We start from the raw sequence: 14970 nt of genomic DNA on the forward strand, positions 1-14970 counted from the left end.
CATTAAGTGTTGATGGTGTCCTGTTACGATTGAACTCTTTCTCCTGTACGAGGTATTCCATGTCCATCACCGCCTCTTTTCTCCAATACGAAGTCGCCTTTGGCGATCACGCCGCCAACGCCGCCACCGTTCGTCGACTGCTGTCCGATGCGCCCGATTTCGACCTACTGGTGCTGCCCGAGCTCGCTTTCTCCGGCTACGACTTCCGCGACCGCGACGAGCTACACGCTCTCGCCGAGCCCTTCCAAGACGGCCCCACCGCCTCGCTTCTCTGCGGACTCGCCCGCGAGCGCGATGCCGTGATCGTCGCGGGCTATGCCGAGCGCGCGCCCGAAGGTTGCTATAATTCCGCTATGCTGGTCTGCCCCGGTGGCGCGGCCCACAACTACCGCAAGATCCACCTCTTTAACCGCGAGCAGGATGTCTTCCTGCCCGGCGACGCGCCGCCCACCGTGGTGGACACGCCGGCGGGCCGTATCGGCATGATGATATGCTTCGACTGGTTTTTCCCGGAGACGGCACGCTGCCTGGCCCTGGCCGGCGCCCAGATCATCGCCCACCCGAGCAACTTGGTGCTGCCCTGGTGCCAGCGCGCCATGTTCGCCCGCAGCCTGGAAAATGCGGTGCACACGATCACGTGCAACCGCATCGGGACCGAAGCGCGCACCGACCGCAGCCTCACCTTCACCGGCGGCAGCCAGATCCTGAACACGAAAGGCGAGACACTCGTCAGTGCGGCGACAGACGGTGAATCGCTGGGCGTTGCCACGCTCGATCCGGCCTGCGCCGACAGCAAGCTCATCGCGGGGCGCAATGACTTGTTCGGTGACCGGCGACCAGCGTTATACGGGGATCTATACCCTGGTCCTTCCGTCCTTTAAGTCCTTTCCGTCCCTTAGGTCCTTCGTTCTACAAAAAGCCCTTGACACCTGAATGAATTTCCAGTATCCTTCCTTTAAACCTGAAAGGGAGGCGCTATGAAAATCGAAGGGTTGATTCGTTACGACATTCCCGAGGCGGTGGTGGATCTGTGGCGGCGGACGGAAAGCGGGGAGTTGCTGCCGCTCCAGGAGGCCGCGGTGAAGCGCAAGGACCTCTTTGGCGGGGGCAACCTGCTGATCCAGGCGCCCACGAGCTCGGGCAAGACCTTTGTGGGCGAGATGGCGGCGATCCATACGGCGCTGCGGCAGAAACAGGTGGTCTACCTGGTACCGCTTAAGGCGCTGGCGGAGGAGAAGTACCGCTCCTTCTCCGAAAAGTACTCCGCCTACGGCCTCAAGGTCATCATCTCCACCCGGGACCATCGGGACTTCGATGGCGATCTGGAACGGGGTGATTTCTCCATCGCCGTCGTGGTCTATGAAAAACTCTCCCAGCTCCTGGTGCGGCGACCGGAGCGCGGTGTGGAGATCGATCTGGTCATTGCGGATGAGCTGGAAATCCTCTCCGATTCTGAGCGGGGCGCCGGGGTGGAGCTCCTGCTCACACGGTTGTTGCAGGGACGGTGCCGGTTAATTGGGCTGTCGGCGGTCATCGGCGGTGCGGAGAAGCTGGCGCAGTGGATGGGGGCGGACTTGCTTCAATCGGACCAGCGCCCCGTGGAGTTGCGCTACGGCGTGCTCCATGAGGGGCGCTTTCGCTACAGGACCTACAACAGGCCGGGTGAAGGCGTTGAGGAGCTGGTGGACGCGTGCAGCGAATCCGCGGAGGAGGCGCTGCTCCTGAATGTGGAGACCTTTGCCAGGCGGGGCGAGAGCTCCATCGTCTTTGTGCGCGCGAAGCACGACTCCCGGCGGGGCGCGGATCGCATCGCGGCGCAGGTGGACCTGCCGCCGGCAGTGAAGGCCGTCGCGGCGCTCGAACTGCTGGAGCCCACGCGCTCGCGGGATGGCCTCATCGCGGTGCTGGAGCACGGCGTGGCTTTTCACAACTCCGATCTGTCGCCGGACGAGCGACACGTAGTGGAGGAGGCCTTTAGGAATGGGGAGGCCCTCATCATGGTGTCCACCAGCACCCTCGCTGTCGGGTTGAACCTTCCCGCGCGCAATGTTTTCGTCACCACCGAAAAATGGTGCTACGACGAGCGGCTGGGCATGCCCTGGAAAACACCCGTGCTCCACATGGAATATGAAAACATGGGCGGGCGCGCGGGCCGTTTCGGCGCGGGACACGAGTTCGGCCGCTCGATTCTCGTGGCCTCCTCCCCCTTCGAGCAAGAGGCCTGCTGGCGCAAATATGTGGAGGGTGAGCGAGAGGTTATCGATCCACAGCTCGCACGATCTCCACTGGAGGATCATGTGCTGCGCCTCGTGGCTTCGCGCCATTGCCGCTCGGTTTGTGAACTCGTTGGCTTGCTGGAGCGCACCCTGTCGGGTCGCTGGGTGTGGGCCGAGACTTGTCCGCTGGAGGAAGTGGCGGGGCGGGTCCGCGCGGCGCTGCACCGCTGTGTGGAAGCGGGGATGGTCGCCGACCTCAGCGCGGATGACGACGCGCTCCTTCAAGCGACGCCCCTCGGCCTGGCCGTGGCGAGCAAGGGCATCTCCCTGGCCACGGCGCGGGAAATTCACGCGTGGATCGCCGCTTCGTCCTCGCGCTCCTGGTGCGAGGCGGATGTGCTGCTGGCGTTGGCGAGCACGCCCGATGGACGTCAGGCCCAGGTGATGCTTACGACCCGGGAGTATGACGAGGCGGACTACTCCGCCAAGCTCAAGGCGCTGACCTGGGACGAGCCGAGCGATGCGGATGTGCCCCTGAACCGCATCCGCGCTTCGCGGCTCCAGCCCTTTTTCGAAGAGGTGCGGGCTATCAAAGTGACCCTCTTTCTGATGGACTGGTTGGCGGAGGCACCCGTGTGCACCATTGAAGAGCGCTACAACACGATGGCGGGGCAGATTCTTGCGGCTGCGGCGCAACTGAGCTGGCTTCTGGACGCAACCGACGCCATGACAATGGCATTGGGGCTGGAAATGGGTTCGACGTCGCGATTGGGAATCCTCGCACGGCGCGTGGCCCTCGGACTGAGCCCCGGGCGAGCGGATCTGGCCGTGGCGACTGGGCTGAGCCGGAGCGAATGCCTTAATCTTGCGGACGCGGGGCTGGATGAGGCCGATGCGGTCCTGGAGACCTCCGACGCGGTCTTGCAGCGCCTCGTGCCGCGGGAGCACGTGGCCGCGTTGCGCGCGTGGGCCGCCGCCAATCGGACCGCGGGCACCGCCCCCGTGTTCTCGGAACTCCTCGCCGGAGACGGGCCCATCCTTGTGGTGGATGAGCGTCGGCCCAACGAGGTCCGGCTCGAAGGGCGGGCCATCCCCCTTCAGAAGAAGCAATTCCAGTTGCTTCGTCTGCTCGCGGAGAGCCCCGGGGATTGCGTGCCCTACGAGACAATCTACACCGAACTCTGGGGGGAGACGATCGTGGAGCAGAACCAGATTCACTACCAGAAGCGAACCTTGCTGCAACGGGTTCGGGAGCATTGTCCGGATTGGGAGGACCGCCTCATTGAGACAAGGAACAAGTGCGGCTTTGTGCTGGCGCTGGAGCCGGAAGCGGTGCGCCACGTGCGGCGGGAGGCGGCGGTGGGGGTGTAGGAAATTGGGAGTCAGGCTGAAGGGATTGGAATCTGTGGCAACGAAGATCGGATAGAGGCTTCAGGGACATAAAGGACCTAAAGGACCTAAAGGGCCTAAAGGACGTAAAGGACGTAAAGGACGTAAAGGACGTAAAGGACGTAAAGGACGTAAAGGACGTAAAGGACGTAAAGGACGGCAACGACATCAGAATATATATGCTATTGTAAGGCCTTCCTGTCCCTTCTGTCCCTTCTGTCCCTTCTGTCCCTTCTGTCCCTTCTGTCCTTCCTGTCCCTTCTGTCCCTTCTGTCCCTGGAATCTGCGAGAGCGCCCTAATCCACGCAACGACCCCACTCGGGGAAGCCCCCCTCAGCTATAGGTGAAATACGCAATAATCAGCATGGCCATGCCGCAGAAGAGCTTGGCGAAAACGCCGCCCACCTTGCCGATGGCGGCGCCCAGGCCGGTCCACAGGGCCTCGCCGGCTTTTTTTTCCAGTTTGATGTACTCATAGAGGGCCGCGCCCACAAACGCTCCGAGGCATGCGCCGATGAGGGTGCCGATGATGGGGAGCACGGCCGTGCCGGGTATGGTGCCGAGCAGACAGCCCACGAGCGCCGCCACCATGCTGCCCTTGCTCCCGCCAAACTTTCGGGCTCCGTAGCCCGCGAGGGCGGTTTCCAGTACCTCGCCGAGGACGGCAAAACCGGCCATGCAGCCCAGCCCCACGATGCCGAAGTTATCAAAGCCTGTGGCCACCCAGGCGAGAGCCACCGCGGCCAGAATAATCCAGTTGCCGAAGAGCCCGACCAGATCAAGGCCCAACCCGGCGATGATGGCCAGGCCGAAGAGGCTCCACCCCGTCGCCACCAGCGCGTTGTCCATCAACCCCACCACACCGTCAATAAAGCCACCCATGAAAAACCACCTTGTGTTGCGTTTTATATCGTGAGCGCCGTGGGCACATGCCGAGCGCCAGCCTCGGCAGAAGGCTGCCAGGAAGAATACCGATTAGAGCAGAATTTATTCATTCATGTCCAACCCGAGACAAAAAGCGCCGGGGAGGCCCGCGACTTCGGCTGCGGCCCTCCCCGACGAGAAAGGGGATTCATTTCGTACCGTTCCCGGCGGTCACAGCGTTACGGCCTGAGGCCGCATACCCACGACGCATCCGGTCAGGTCAACTCACGGCGATTCCCAGGTCTGATCCATCTGAGCTTCTTTGATCATCACATAAGCCTTGCTGCCGATAGGCTGTGGATACTTCGCGAACTCCACATGCCCGTCCATGTAAAGCACGTTCGCGCCGCCAGGAACGTGATTGAAATTGTCGACACCCCGTAGAGCACCGGCGGTACCACCATAACCCGAAAACGAATTGTCCCACATGATAGCCGAACTCGACTGGGCCGAGGCGCTGGCCCCGGCGTTGTTGATATCGGTAATCAAAAATCGCTCCGCGCCCTCGCGCAGGCCTACGGCGGTCACTGACCGACCACCGGAAAGTACGAAGGTGGCGTCTTTGCCAAGGTTGGCATACCAACCACGGCTCTCGGGATGACAGCCACCGCCCGCATCGGGAACGGGCTTGCAGTCGAGGGACTGGTTGCCCGCGCCGTAGTCGATTCGATCGCCGAACATGATGGCGAAATCATTTACTTCCTTGAACCAACTACCATCAACAACATAGCCCCAATAGTTGTACGACCAATAGCCGCCGTGCATGTAGCAGTTGAGCTTGGGGTCGACTACGCTCGGGTCACAATTCTTGTTGCCCCCGATCGAAGGGGAAACCTTACTTACAACCTGCGGATTGCCGGAGGTAGCCCAGCCCGTCCCTACAGTCCGTTGCATTTTGGCTCCGTTCGTCGACCAAAGGTAATTCTGCACCTGTGACTTCGGGTAGTCGCCGTCCGATGGGCAGAACTGGATCTGAATATCGGTCAGGTACTCGGGATACACGTCCTCGGTGGAGTAGGCGCGTTCCAGTGTGACGCCGGTACCGACAGTGCCGCCGGGATAATCCTGCCAGTAGCGGACGCCGCGACTGGGAAATTTCTCGCCCTTGCTCTCGTTCGCGAACATTTTGAAGATGGTGCCGTGCTGCTTCAAGTTGTTCGCGCAACTGGCACGGCGTGCCGCCTCGCGCGCACGCGCCAGCGCGGGCAGAAGAATGGCCGCCAAAATTCCGATGATGGCAATCACCACCAGCAATTCAATAAGGGTGAAACCCTTTCTAGTGCGTATTACATTCATGATATGGATACCTTTTCATGGTTAAGACTTTTCACAATTACTTTTTGCGCACAATTACTCTACGCAACCAAGCGCATAAAACGTGGCCTTACAAGGTCTATAACCTGAATGAGGAGAACTGCCGGGACCCCGAGCCCACAAAAAACTGCCGTTCCATTGTCCATACAATGCCATTCACACCATAGGCAACCCTCCGACACGACGCGACCACTATAGAACTGCCCGAGGGTAACCACTCAGGAATCCCATTGACCACGCCGCGCAACCTTACCGCATTCTTCCTTTCTCTCGTCACGCCACTCCAAGAGACTGCCTGCGTGACTCCTTCATCCTCGCACTTACGGGCAAAAATGTCAATGATTTTCTCACGATATACTCACAAATCGGGTTATACGGACCGGTAAGTACTAACTTGCATATTTAAAGGGATTTCGCGTCACTCGTCGCGCTTTCTTCACAGAAACGGTCCGACCTTTGTAGGAATCTCATCGCCTCACATGGAGCACCAATTGCCTCCGCGAAGGAAAACCGACGCACACTCAAATCCTATCGTCCGCAAACATCTTCCAACGATGCTCTATGGCCGCATAGTCATACAAGTCATATCCCGCACCCAACAAACAGTGTCACCCTCTCTCATTATAGCTTTCAATTCACCAACCACTACTATCCTATTGACAGTATCCTCGAATGATGATAGGCTCCAGTTGTTGTGCATGCCTTTTCCAGGTGGCGCGCACGAATACCGAGACTAGAGAGCGGCACTCGTAGTTCTTAGTGATGCCTGTGGGGCTGGGTAGTTTACATATCCTCCTTCCATTCACTTTTTTGTGGCGTTCTCCATGATGAATGCACCAACCAAAGGCTCGACGCGATTGGCGCGTCATGCCTGAAACTTGAGGGCAAGAACTCTCGTGGAGGAATGAAGGTATGAACATATTTAGCGGCAACTCAACTGCGGGGAAATTGTCGGTGATGGCGGCGCTCCTATTGCAGGGACTGGTTCCTGCATCGGCCTGGGAGTGGAACGTACATCCCGACTGCGAATTGGAAGATCCCGACCCGGGCGAATGTGATACATCCGCAGTCTGGTGGTGGGCGCATGACGGCGTAGCGGATCCGAGCTATGGCTCGATAAGTCACGTAGGCGTCGCCGAGAATCAATCATCCTCACTTGGTACACCAGCGATTATCTATGTAGCACATCCGACAAATCCAACGGTACCGTACTATTTTGAAGTTAAGACAAATATCGGTTCGGTTATCAAACCCGTGGCCAAGTTCAAAAACACCGCCACATCTTCGTACTCCATCATTTCCACCCCCTCGCTCTCAATTACTCCCTCGGGCGATGCCTACGCTGCCTTTGCAGTGTTCTTTAGCGACTCGACTAACAAAAGAGTCAATATTTATGCGTATAAGTACGATGGCGTAAATAGTAAGTGGGGCAGTACTAATGTGATTTGGCCGGGACCCAATCTACACGGCTACGGCTATGAAGTTGGCCCATTTGACGTACAGATTTACGACTTGGAGCACTGGGTTTTTGGGGGATCTTTCTGGAGTCAAGCGACTAGCACGTCGGAATACTATTGGCGCTATCGTTTGTATATGAAGGACGGGTCAGATCAGGCAGTAAAGGTACTGAACCAGGCAGTTTACTCCGATTTCGACGACGATGAGCCCGAGTTGTCGGGTCCAGTACCTTTCAGCTACAAGGTGGGCAATTCGAGTTCAAGCCCATCAACTTTGGTATACAATGCCGCGACTTCATACGGAAGCACAGGCGCTCCCATAGCTCAACAACTGAAGGCCTTCCACTACAAAGAAGTTTCAGGACTTAATAATGACGAAGTGGAACTTGACTCAATTATCAAGAACACTTACGTCCCTTACTTCGCGCTTGTAACAACGAATGCAAACAAGCGTCATGTTGTCTACCAATACATCTCAACCCCACCCACTCCGAACTGGCTCTATTGCGCAACCAGCAGCGCAGTAAACTCGTGGAGCACGCACCAACCCGTGGCTAGCGGACCTTGGGGCTATGAGGCGATCTATGGCGAACCCATCGCTGCGGCTGCGAATCCTAATGCAAGCTCCGATGCTTTCGACGTTTTCTGCTGGGCGCCCGCAAGCTACGATCCGAATATCGCCACGGTCCTCCGTCATAGCAGTGGAACGAGCTACACAATAGACAATGTTATAACCGACACTTCCAGTGTGTTGTCGCGCCCAGGCTCTAAGAGTATCGGAGTCGATGGAGAAGGTGGAAATACCGTAAGCCTGTACACTTCACTACACGGAAGCGAGGTGGCAGTCAGTTACGAGGTCGAGTAGTCGTACTCTCTCTTCGCTCCGCACAAGCTGTGCCGCCTCCCAATTGGATGCGGCACAGCTTTTTTCTCAACCAAATATGTAGTATCCGACGCGATCCTTCCTTAGTGGTGACGCAACTTCTCGATTCGACAACTGGCCCGCCCATCCCCGCGTCGCGTATAATTCCGTCGCGGTTGCCCCATGCACCAGTAGTACCCAGTCTCGATCAGGAAGTACCCCCACCCATGAAGTCCACCCTTGATTGCCTCGAATGTATCGTTAAACAGTCTCTGCGCGCCGCCCGCATCGCCACCACCGACCCCGAAGTCCAACGACGAATTCTTGACGATACGGCGTCCCGCATTTTCGGGATGGATCTGGACGATTCTCCGGCCTGGCTCTCCATGCAGGCTTATGATCTGGCGTCGCAACATTCGGGGAAGCACGACCCCTACCGCGCGCTGAAGCGGGAGCAGAACGAGGCCGCTCTCGCCCTGGAAGATTCCATGCGCGCGCGGATATGCCAGAGCGCCGATCCGCTGGAGACGGCCCTCCATATCTCCGCGGCCGGCAATGTGATTGATCTGGGCATCCTCCACACCCATGAGATCGATATCGAGAAGGTGATTGAAGAAGTGCTGGATCAGAAGTTCGCCGTGGACCACACGGCGGCGCTGAAGGCCTCTCTTGCCGACTGCAAGGATCTGCTCTTTCTCCTCGACAACGCCGGCGAGGTCGTTTTCGACAAATTGCTGATCGAAGAGCTCCAGAAGCACACCACGGTGACGGCGGTGGTCAAGGGCGCGCCCATGATCAATGACGTGCTCATGGAGGATGCGGAGTTCGTGGGCCTGACGAAGATCTGCGACGTCATCGACAATGGCGGTGGGTTCATCGGCTCTCCCCTGCGCCACGTCCCGCGGCACTTCCTGGAGCGCATGGCCGCGGCCGATGTCATCATTGGCAAGGGCCAGGGCAACTACGAGACTATCGACGACTTCGACGGCAATGTGTTTCTGATTCTCCGGGCCAAGTGCGAGGTCGTTGCGGAGCACATGGGCGTGAAGTTGAATCAGGTGGGGCTGATCTCCACGCGACAACGCGCGGCGGGGAGCTGAGGGGCTACTGTCGGCGGTTGTGAACTCGAGCGCGGATTCGGGAGCGCGGGTTTTCTTACCCGCGTATTGTGCGACTTCGTCGCACGAAAGACACGGACTGGAAAGTCCGTGCTCCCGCTGAACGACACTATCACATGCAATCAGACATCCAGCGCCCACGGCGCACGGTAGTTCACCGCCTTGAGCAATCGGTCCGCTTCCTCGTCGCCCACGATGATTTCCTTCTCGGGATCCCAGTTCAGCTTGCGCCCGAGTTCCTGCGACACATAGGCGAGGTGGCCGGGCGTGATCGAGCGGTGGGCCACCTCCGCCGGGGCGATGCATTCCGTCCGCGTGCGGATGCCGTCGAGGAAATTGTCGTGGTGAGATTTCGAGGCGTAGGCCTTGATGGGACCGGGGTCGAAGTCTTCAGCGAGGAGGGCCGGGTTGGAGGCCTCCTGTTTTTCCGGGCTGGCCAGAATCCAGCCCTCGTCCCCGATCCACTTCGCGCCGTTCGCATACTTGTTGCCGATGCTGGTCGAGACGCCATTGGCATAGCGGAACTGGATGTCATAGTCCACGGGGGTGTTGTAGCCCTCGAAGGTCGCCCAGGTCCAATCGCCGGTGGCGTCTACTTCCACCGGGCCGATCCGCTCCGTGCCCATACCCCAGTGGGCGATGTCGTTGAAGTGGCCGATCCAGTCCATGATATTGCCGCCGCCATAGGCCCGGTGCCAGCGCCACCAGCGGTGATGGCGCGCGCGCATGTAGGGCAGCTTCTCCGAGGGGCCGCACCAGAGGTCGTAGTCCAGGCCCTCGGGTGGCTCGGTGATCGTCGGGTCGCCCTGGGCCGTGCTGGGACCCTGGGGCAGGCCCACTTCGACGCGGAGCAGCTTGCCGATGTGCCCGTTTTGCACCAGCTCGACACAGCGCCGAATGTTCGCATTGGAGCGGTGCTGCGAGCCGGTCTGGAAGATCGCCTTGCGCTTCGCCACTTCCTGATAGACCAATTGGCCCTCGCGGAAAAGGTGGGTCACCGGCTTTTCGCAATAGACATCCTTGCCATTGCTCAGGGCCTCCAGCGTGATGAGGGCGTGCCAGTGATCCGGCGTGGCGATGACCACCGCGTCGATGTCCGCCCGCGCGCAAAGCTCGCGATAATCGATGTACGTGTCGCAGCCCTTGTAAGCGCCGCTGCGCACTTGCTCCGCATAGAAATCCTCCACCACCGCCTTCGCCGCATCGCGCCCGCAGGGGCTGCGCTTCCCCCACTCCGCATCGCGGTAGTGGAGCGCATGGACGTCGCACGCGGCCACTACCTGGGACTGGGGCGATTGGAGAAAGCGCCCGATGTGCCCCATGCCCAGCCCGCCCAGACCGATGACGCCGACGGTGATGCGTTCGCTCGGGGGCGGTGTGGTATCGTCGCCCCGTGCGCGCGATGGGAGGATGAATGGCGCGGCGGCGGCCAGGGCGGATTTTGCGAAGGTGCGGCGGGACAATTTCATGGGGGAACTGCGGCTCCTCAGCGGCGGTATTGCCGCAGGGCGATACTATACGAATCAGTCGGACACTGAGGCAAGAAGGCAGACACGGGATTGCCGCACTATTCACGGCTGGTAGAGGAAGATTTTCCCACAGATCTACACAGATCCGCACAGAGAAGAGGTAGACGATCTCGAAGGGTCAGTTTGCATGGCAGGGCGAGGCTCTATTTGCATTTCGTTCGGTGAAATTCCGTGACCTTCCATGGTCAATATACTCTCTTCCCTCTTTTTTCTTCGTGCACTTCGTGGCCTTCGTGGTGAAAAATCTGGTTGCAACCGGAGACTGCTCCGGAATTCCACGTGGTTGAAGTCCATGTTGCGTACCGATAAAGTAGCACCGACAAAGGAGGTACCCATCGCATGGGCGACGTATTCATGGCCGCGACGCGGCTCGCCGATATTCCCCGGCCCGAATTTCCATCGGGCATGTCTGTTCGGGCGTATCGTCCTGGCGATGCCGCAACGTGGACGCGAATCCACGAAGACACCAGATTCTACGGCGCGCTCCCACCTGGCCTGCACGAGCGGGAGTTCGGACGCGACGACACGGCCCTGGCGGAGCGTCAGCTCTTCGTGGTCGATACCGAGGGCCGCGACATCGCCACGGCCACCGCGTGGTTTAATGATCCCGCGCACAGCCTTCCCGGCGGGCGCCTGCACTGGGTCGCCGTGGTCCCCACCGCACAGCGGATGGGCGTCGCTTCTGCCCTCGTCGGGGCGGTGGCCGCCCGCTTCGAAGCCCTCGGCGAGACGGCGGCCTACCTCACCACGGATTCGCACAACACGCGCGCGATTGCGCTGTATGGGCGGCTGGGGTTTCGGTTGGTGCGGTAGTGACTATAGACAACCTGGCGATAGTGGAGCAGAAGATTGGTTTATGCCCACGTCACATCACCCACAAGTCGTGACCGCTTTTTAGCGGGGGTTCGTGGAAGAAACGAGCGGATTCAGAATCGGTGTTTCTCTGGCGGCATCTGGTGATGGGATATGGAAATAGCGTGGCCATCCCGGCACCTCATGGCTATCGTCTGTCGTGCCACGCGATCCGCCCGAAAGGGCGGTTCGTGTGCCCTGGATCAAGTGGCCGTGGGCTTGATGATCGTCCTGATCGAGCGGCTTGTCTGGTGAGGGGAGGGTGCTGAAGGGTTGGGTCCACGTGCACAAGGCCCCGTTGGGTTATCGATGATGCGTGCGGTGAACTCCGCCCCAAGCACACGAACCGGCGTTGCCGGATCGCGTGGCACGACGCAGGGTGGGCGCGGGGATGCGGGAGAACGGCCTTCAGTATCGTCCCCTCACCCACAAGCTCCCGCCGCGGAGCCGCCCCGCTTGAGGGTGGCACCTGCGGTATCTGGTGAAATGTTGGGGACGAATGCACGCCCTCCGGACTCCAGACTCCAGACTTTTTCCCTATTCCCTCCGCAACACAGGATAGGGCACGTCGTAGCCCTTCACCGAATGCCACAGGACGCGGTTAAACAATCCTTCGTCGGCTTCGTCGATGTCGTCGAGGGGCATTTTCATGGACTGCTTCGCGTAGTGGCGCTGCAGGCCGCGGGTGGCGGAGACGGGCGGGTTCATTTCGTCCAGGGGGATGGTGTTGGGGCGCACGGTGTAGGGCGTGAGGTCGGGGGACTGGTTGAAGCAATCGGTCATGGGGTTGGCCGCGAGGGTGAGCTGGTTGACCGGGTCGAGGCCGAGGATCAGCTCCATCGTGCGGAGCATGCTGCTCTGGTTGTAGTGCTTGCTGACGACCTGGCCGCGCCTGGTGTAGGGGCTGATGCACAGCGCCACGGTGCGGTGGCCGTCCACATGGTCCAGCCCCGCCTGGGGATCGTCTTCCACCACGAAGATGACCGACTCGGGCCAGTAGGAACTGTGGGTGATGGCGTCCACGATCTGGCCCAGGGCCAGGTCGTTGTCCGCCACACAGGCACGGGGCGTGGGCATGTCTTCGCGTGTGCCGGAGGTGTGGTCGTTGGGCAGAAGCATGGTGATGAAATTGGGCAGGTTGCCCGCCTTCTCGAACTCCGCGAATTCCTTCAGGAAGATCTTTGCGCGGTACACGTCCTGCACCTTGCCGGGGAAACCGATGAAATCGGGACAAAGGTACTGCTGCACGCGCGGGATGTGGGCCGAGGCTTCGATCTTGATCGCGTCGCCGCCGTTCTTGTATTGCTCATAGATCTGCGCCCAGGTGGCGTCGCTGGGTGTGATCGTCGCCTTCACCATCTCACCGTAGTTGCGGAAGGTGAGTCCCTTCGCCAGGACCTGATCCCAGATGAAGCCGGAGGAGGCGTAGGCCAGGGCGTCATCGCCGTCGTAGGGATAGCTGCGCGTGAAACCGCCGAACTGCTTCTCGATATAGTCGGTGACATAGCCCTCGGCGACCCACTGGTGGCCGTCGGCGCTCAGCACGCCGTTGCAATAGAAATTGTCCAGCAGCACAAACTCTTCCGCGAGCGCATGGTGGTTCGGCGTGACTTCGCGCGGAAAATGGCACAGGTTCGGGTCGCCTTTGCCCTGGGGCAGATCGCCGAAGACCTGATCGTAGGTGCGGTTTTCCTTGATGATGTAGAACACATGCTTGAAGGGCGATACCTCGCCGGGCCGCGTGGGCACGGGCGTCTCGCGCGTGCCGGGGCGCTTGTCGCCGAGCTCGGCTTCAATGAGGGGGAGGCGCATGTTCTCCGCGACGCGCAGGGTATAGTCCGCGAGTTCTTCGCGACCCGGTACGGGGATGAAGGATACACTCCCCAGGTGCGAGTGGGAATTCAGGTAGGTGCCGGGAGGAACCTCGCCACCCTGATAGTCTTTCAGGCGCTTAGCGACTACTTCCGATTCTTCAAAGCGCGAGCCGACGCCTTTGGTGTTGGCCACATAGAGCTGGTTCGAGGCGGCGTCGAAGGCGAGCGCGCCGGGGTACCAGCCCGTGGGGATGAGACCCTGCACCGCGCCGTCCTTCGTGCTCATGACCGCGATGCAGTTGTTTCCACCGAGGGCCGCGTAGAGCGTCTTGCCATCGGCCGACACGGCGAGGGCGTTTGGCGCGCTGCCGAAGGGCAGGGTCGCCTTGGGCTTCGCGATCCATGTGTCCGCCACGGCAAGAGATTCCGGCGTAACGGCCGCCGCGTTCAGCACTGAAATCGTGTCGCTGTTCGCATTGGCCACATAGAGCTTGCCGCCGTCGGGCGATAAGGCCATGCCGCTGGGGTGGAGGCCCACGGGCACGTCGAAACTCGTCCAGCCCCGCGCTTCATTCATCGGCGTCACGTGGGTATCCATCTCCGCCACCACCTCGGCGCTGGTGCCGTCCTTCACTTTTACCGCGGCCACCTGCTGAAGCTGGATGACGGTGATGCTGCCCGTGTTGGCAATGCCGCGCTCGTCGATGGCGACCGGGGTGCCGGAGGAGTCGGAAGTGGGCACGCCTTCACCGGGACGGCTCCCGCCCCAGTTGGTGACGAAGGCAAAATCACGCTGAATCTTGATGTCGAAGGGCGCGACGCCCACGGAAATTTCTTCCACGACTTTTGCCGTGGCAATATCAATCACGCCGATGGTGTTGTTGCGACTGAGACAGACGAAGGCCAGTCCACGCTTTTCATCGAGGGCGATGCCGCCCGGCGCGCAGTCGCCCTTACCCCCCGGTCCCGGCAGCTCAACTTCCAGATCCCAGGCATAGGCGCCGCCTTCCTGCCGCGACGCGCGGTGTAGGTAGCGCTTCGACGAGGTCACCCAGAAAGAGCTTCCATCGCCATTCCACACGAGGCCGTTGAAACTGCTGCCGTCGCGCGGCAGGGGCATGGTCTGGAGGATCGCCCGCGTCCCCGCGTCGATGAGGATCACGTCGGCCTTACCCTTGACCGCCAGCACGGGCGCGGCGGGGTGGCGCACGATGTTCACCGGACGACCGGGAAAGAGAATCGTCTCGCCGGCGGGATCGATGAGCTGGGTCGTGGGGACCACATAGGTCCCGTCGCCATTCGGCCCGACCACGGCCTGCTCGAGGAAGTCCGTGGGACTTTCGGAGACGAAGTCCTCGCCTTCATCTTCGTGTTCGGGGGTGGTCACGCAACCCGCGACCGACAATGCCAGGAACGGCAACAAATAAATCCAGCGCATGGAACTCTCCTCCAGGATTGGTTTGGGAGAAACTATAGCACAGATCAGCGGGACCGT

At 60.3% G+C, this 14970-nt stretch carries 10 protein-coding genes and 2 pseudogenes; 6 read left to right on the top strand and 6 right to left on the bottom strand.

All coding sequences use genetic code 11. The features are described 5' to 3' along the window. Window positions 1–59: 59 nt before the first annotated feature. The 3 genes and pseudogenes from JNK74_06185 (at window position 60) to JNK74_06195 (ending at window position 3762) form a co-directional block, all read left to right on the top strand. Window positions 60–881 (top strand): hypothetical protein, encoded by an 822-nt coding sequence (locus tag JNK74_06185; GenBank protein ID MBL7645767.1) that lies wholly within the window; start codon window positions 60–62, stop codon window positions 879–881. A gap of 96 nt (window positions 882–977) precedes the next feature. Continuing rightward, window positions 978–3587 (top strand): DEAD/DEAH box helicase, encoded by a 2610-nt coding sequence (locus JNK74_06190; protein ID MBL7645768.1) that lies wholly within the window; start codon window positions 978–980, stop codon window positions 3585–3587. Between the two features lie 64 nt (window positions 3588–3651). Then, window positions 3652–3762: pseudogene (locus JNK74_06195) on the top strand (hypothetical protein). Between the two features lie 11 nt (window positions 3763–3773). On the opposite strand, the gene JNK74_06200 reads toward JNK74_06195, so the two are convergent. The 4 genes and pseudogenes from JNK74_06200 to JNK74_06215 all read right to left on the bottom strand — a co-directional run bounded on the left by JNK74_06200 (window position 3774) and on the right by JNK74_06215 (window position 5825). Beyond that, window positions 3774–3923, bottom strand: a complete 150-nt coding sequence (locus JNK74_06200) for a hypothetical protein (protein MBL7645769.1) — start codon at window positions 3921–3923, stop codon at window positions 3774–3776. A 15-nt stretch (window positions 3924–3938) separates the two neighbouring features. Next, window positions 3939–4487: a DUF456 domain-containing protein gene (locus JNK74_06205; protein MBL7645770.1), complete on the bottom strand. Its 549-nt coding sequence runs from the start codon at window positions 4485–4487 to the stop codon at window positions 3939–3941. A gap of 267 nt (window positions 4488–4754) precedes the next feature. Beyond that, window positions 4755–5423, bottom strand: a complete 669-nt coding sequence (locus tag JNK74_06210) for a hypothetical protein (GenBank protein MBL7645771.1) — start codon at window positions 5421–5423, stop codon at window positions 4755–4757. A 57-nt stretch (window positions 5424–5480) separates the two neighbouring features. Further along, a pseudogene (locus JNK74_06215) lies at window positions 5481–5825 on the bottom strand (prepilin-type N-terminal cleavage/methylation domain-containing protein). A 930-nt stretch (window positions 5826–6755) separates the two neighbouring features. Between JNK74_06215 and JNK74_06220 the strand changes: the two are divergent. Then, a complete protein-coding gene (locus JNK74_06220; GenBank protein MBL7645772.1) occupies window positions 6756–8165 on the top strand; it encodes a hypothetical protein in 1410 nt (469 codons plus the stop codon). A 224-nt stretch (window positions 8166–8389) separates the two neighbouring features. Then, a complete protein-coding gene (locus JNK74_06225) occupies window positions 8390–9262 on the top strand; it encodes a DUF89 family protein (protein MBL7645773.1) in 873 nt (290 codons plus the stop codon). A 140-nt stretch (window positions 9263–9402) separates the two neighbouring features. Here JNK74_06225 and JNK74_06230 read toward each other — a convergent pair whose 3' ends face one another. Further along, window positions 9403–10749 carry a Gfo/Idh/MocA family oxidoreductase gene (locus JNK74_06230; protein ID MBL7645774.1) on the bottom strand — a complete coding sequence of 449 codons (1347 nt, stop codon included), beginning with the start codon at window positions 10747–10749 and terminating at the stop codon, window positions 9403–9405. A gap of 399 nt (window positions 10750–11148) precedes the next feature. Here JNK74_06230 and JNK74_06235 point away from each other — a divergent pair, with 399 nt between their 5' ends. Further along, on the top strand, window positions 11149–11622 hold the full coding sequence (locus JNK74_06235; protein ID MBL7645775.1) for a GNAT family N-acetyltransferase: 474 nt from the start codon (window positions 11149–11151) through the stop codon (window positions 11620–11622). A 576-nt stretch (window positions 11623–12198) separates the two neighbouring features. Here JNK74_06235 and JNK74_06240 read toward each other — a convergent pair. Then, window positions 12199–14913: a bifunctional YncE family protein/alkaline phosphatase family protein gene (locus tag JNK74_06240; GenBank protein ID MBL7645776.1), complete on the bottom strand. Its 2715-nt coding sequence runs from the start codon at window positions 14911–14913 to the stop codon at window positions 12199–12201. Window positions 14914–14970 lie beyond the last annotated feature (57 nt).

Source organism: Candidatus Hydrogenedentota bacterium (genome assembly GCA_016791475.1).
Lineage (GTDB): Bacteria > Hydrogenedentota > Hydrogenedentia > Hydrogenedentales > JAEUWI01 > JAEUWI01.

What these genes read in the sequence shown, in the direction of transcription:
- JNK74_06185 (MBL7645767.1), top strand. Translation starts at nt 60, where the DNA reads ATGTCCATCACCGCCTCTTTTCTCCAATACGAAGTCGCCTTTGGCGAT.
- JNK74_06190 (MBL7645768.1), top strand. Translation starts at nt 978, where the DNA reads ATGAAAATCGAAGGGTTGATTCGTTACGACATTCCCGAGGCGGTGGTG.
- JNK74_06205 (MBL7645770.1), bottom strand. Translation starts at nt 4,487, where the DNA reads ATGGGTGGCTTTATTGACGGTGTGGTGGGGTTGATGGACAACGCGCTG.
- JNK74_06210 (MBL7645771.1), bottom strand. Translation starts at nt 5,423, where the DNA reads ATGCAACGGACTGTAGGGACGGGCTGGGCTACCTCCGGCAATCCGCAG.
- JNK74_06220 (MBL7645772.1), top strand. Translation starts at nt 6,756, where the DNA reads ATGAACATATTTAGCGGCAACTCAACTGCGGGGAAATTGTCGGTGATG.
- JNK74_06225 (MBL7645773.1), top strand. Translation starts at nt 8,390, where the DNA reads ATGAAGTCCACCCTTGATTGCCTCGAATGTATCGTTAAACAGTCTCTG.
- JNK74_06230 (MBL7645774.1), bottom strand. Translation starts at nt 10,749, where the DNA reads ATGAAATTGTCCCGCCGCACCTTCGCAAAATCCGCCCTGGCCGCCGCC.
- JNK74_06235 (MBL7645775.1), top strand. Translation starts at nt 11,149, where the DNA reads ATGGGCGACGTATTCATGGCCGCGACGCGGCTCGCCGATATTCCCCGG.
- JNK74_06240 (MBL7645776.1), bottom strand. Translation starts at nt 14,913, where the DNA reads ATGCGCTGGATTTATTTGTTGCCGTTCCTGGCATTGTCGGTCGCGGGT.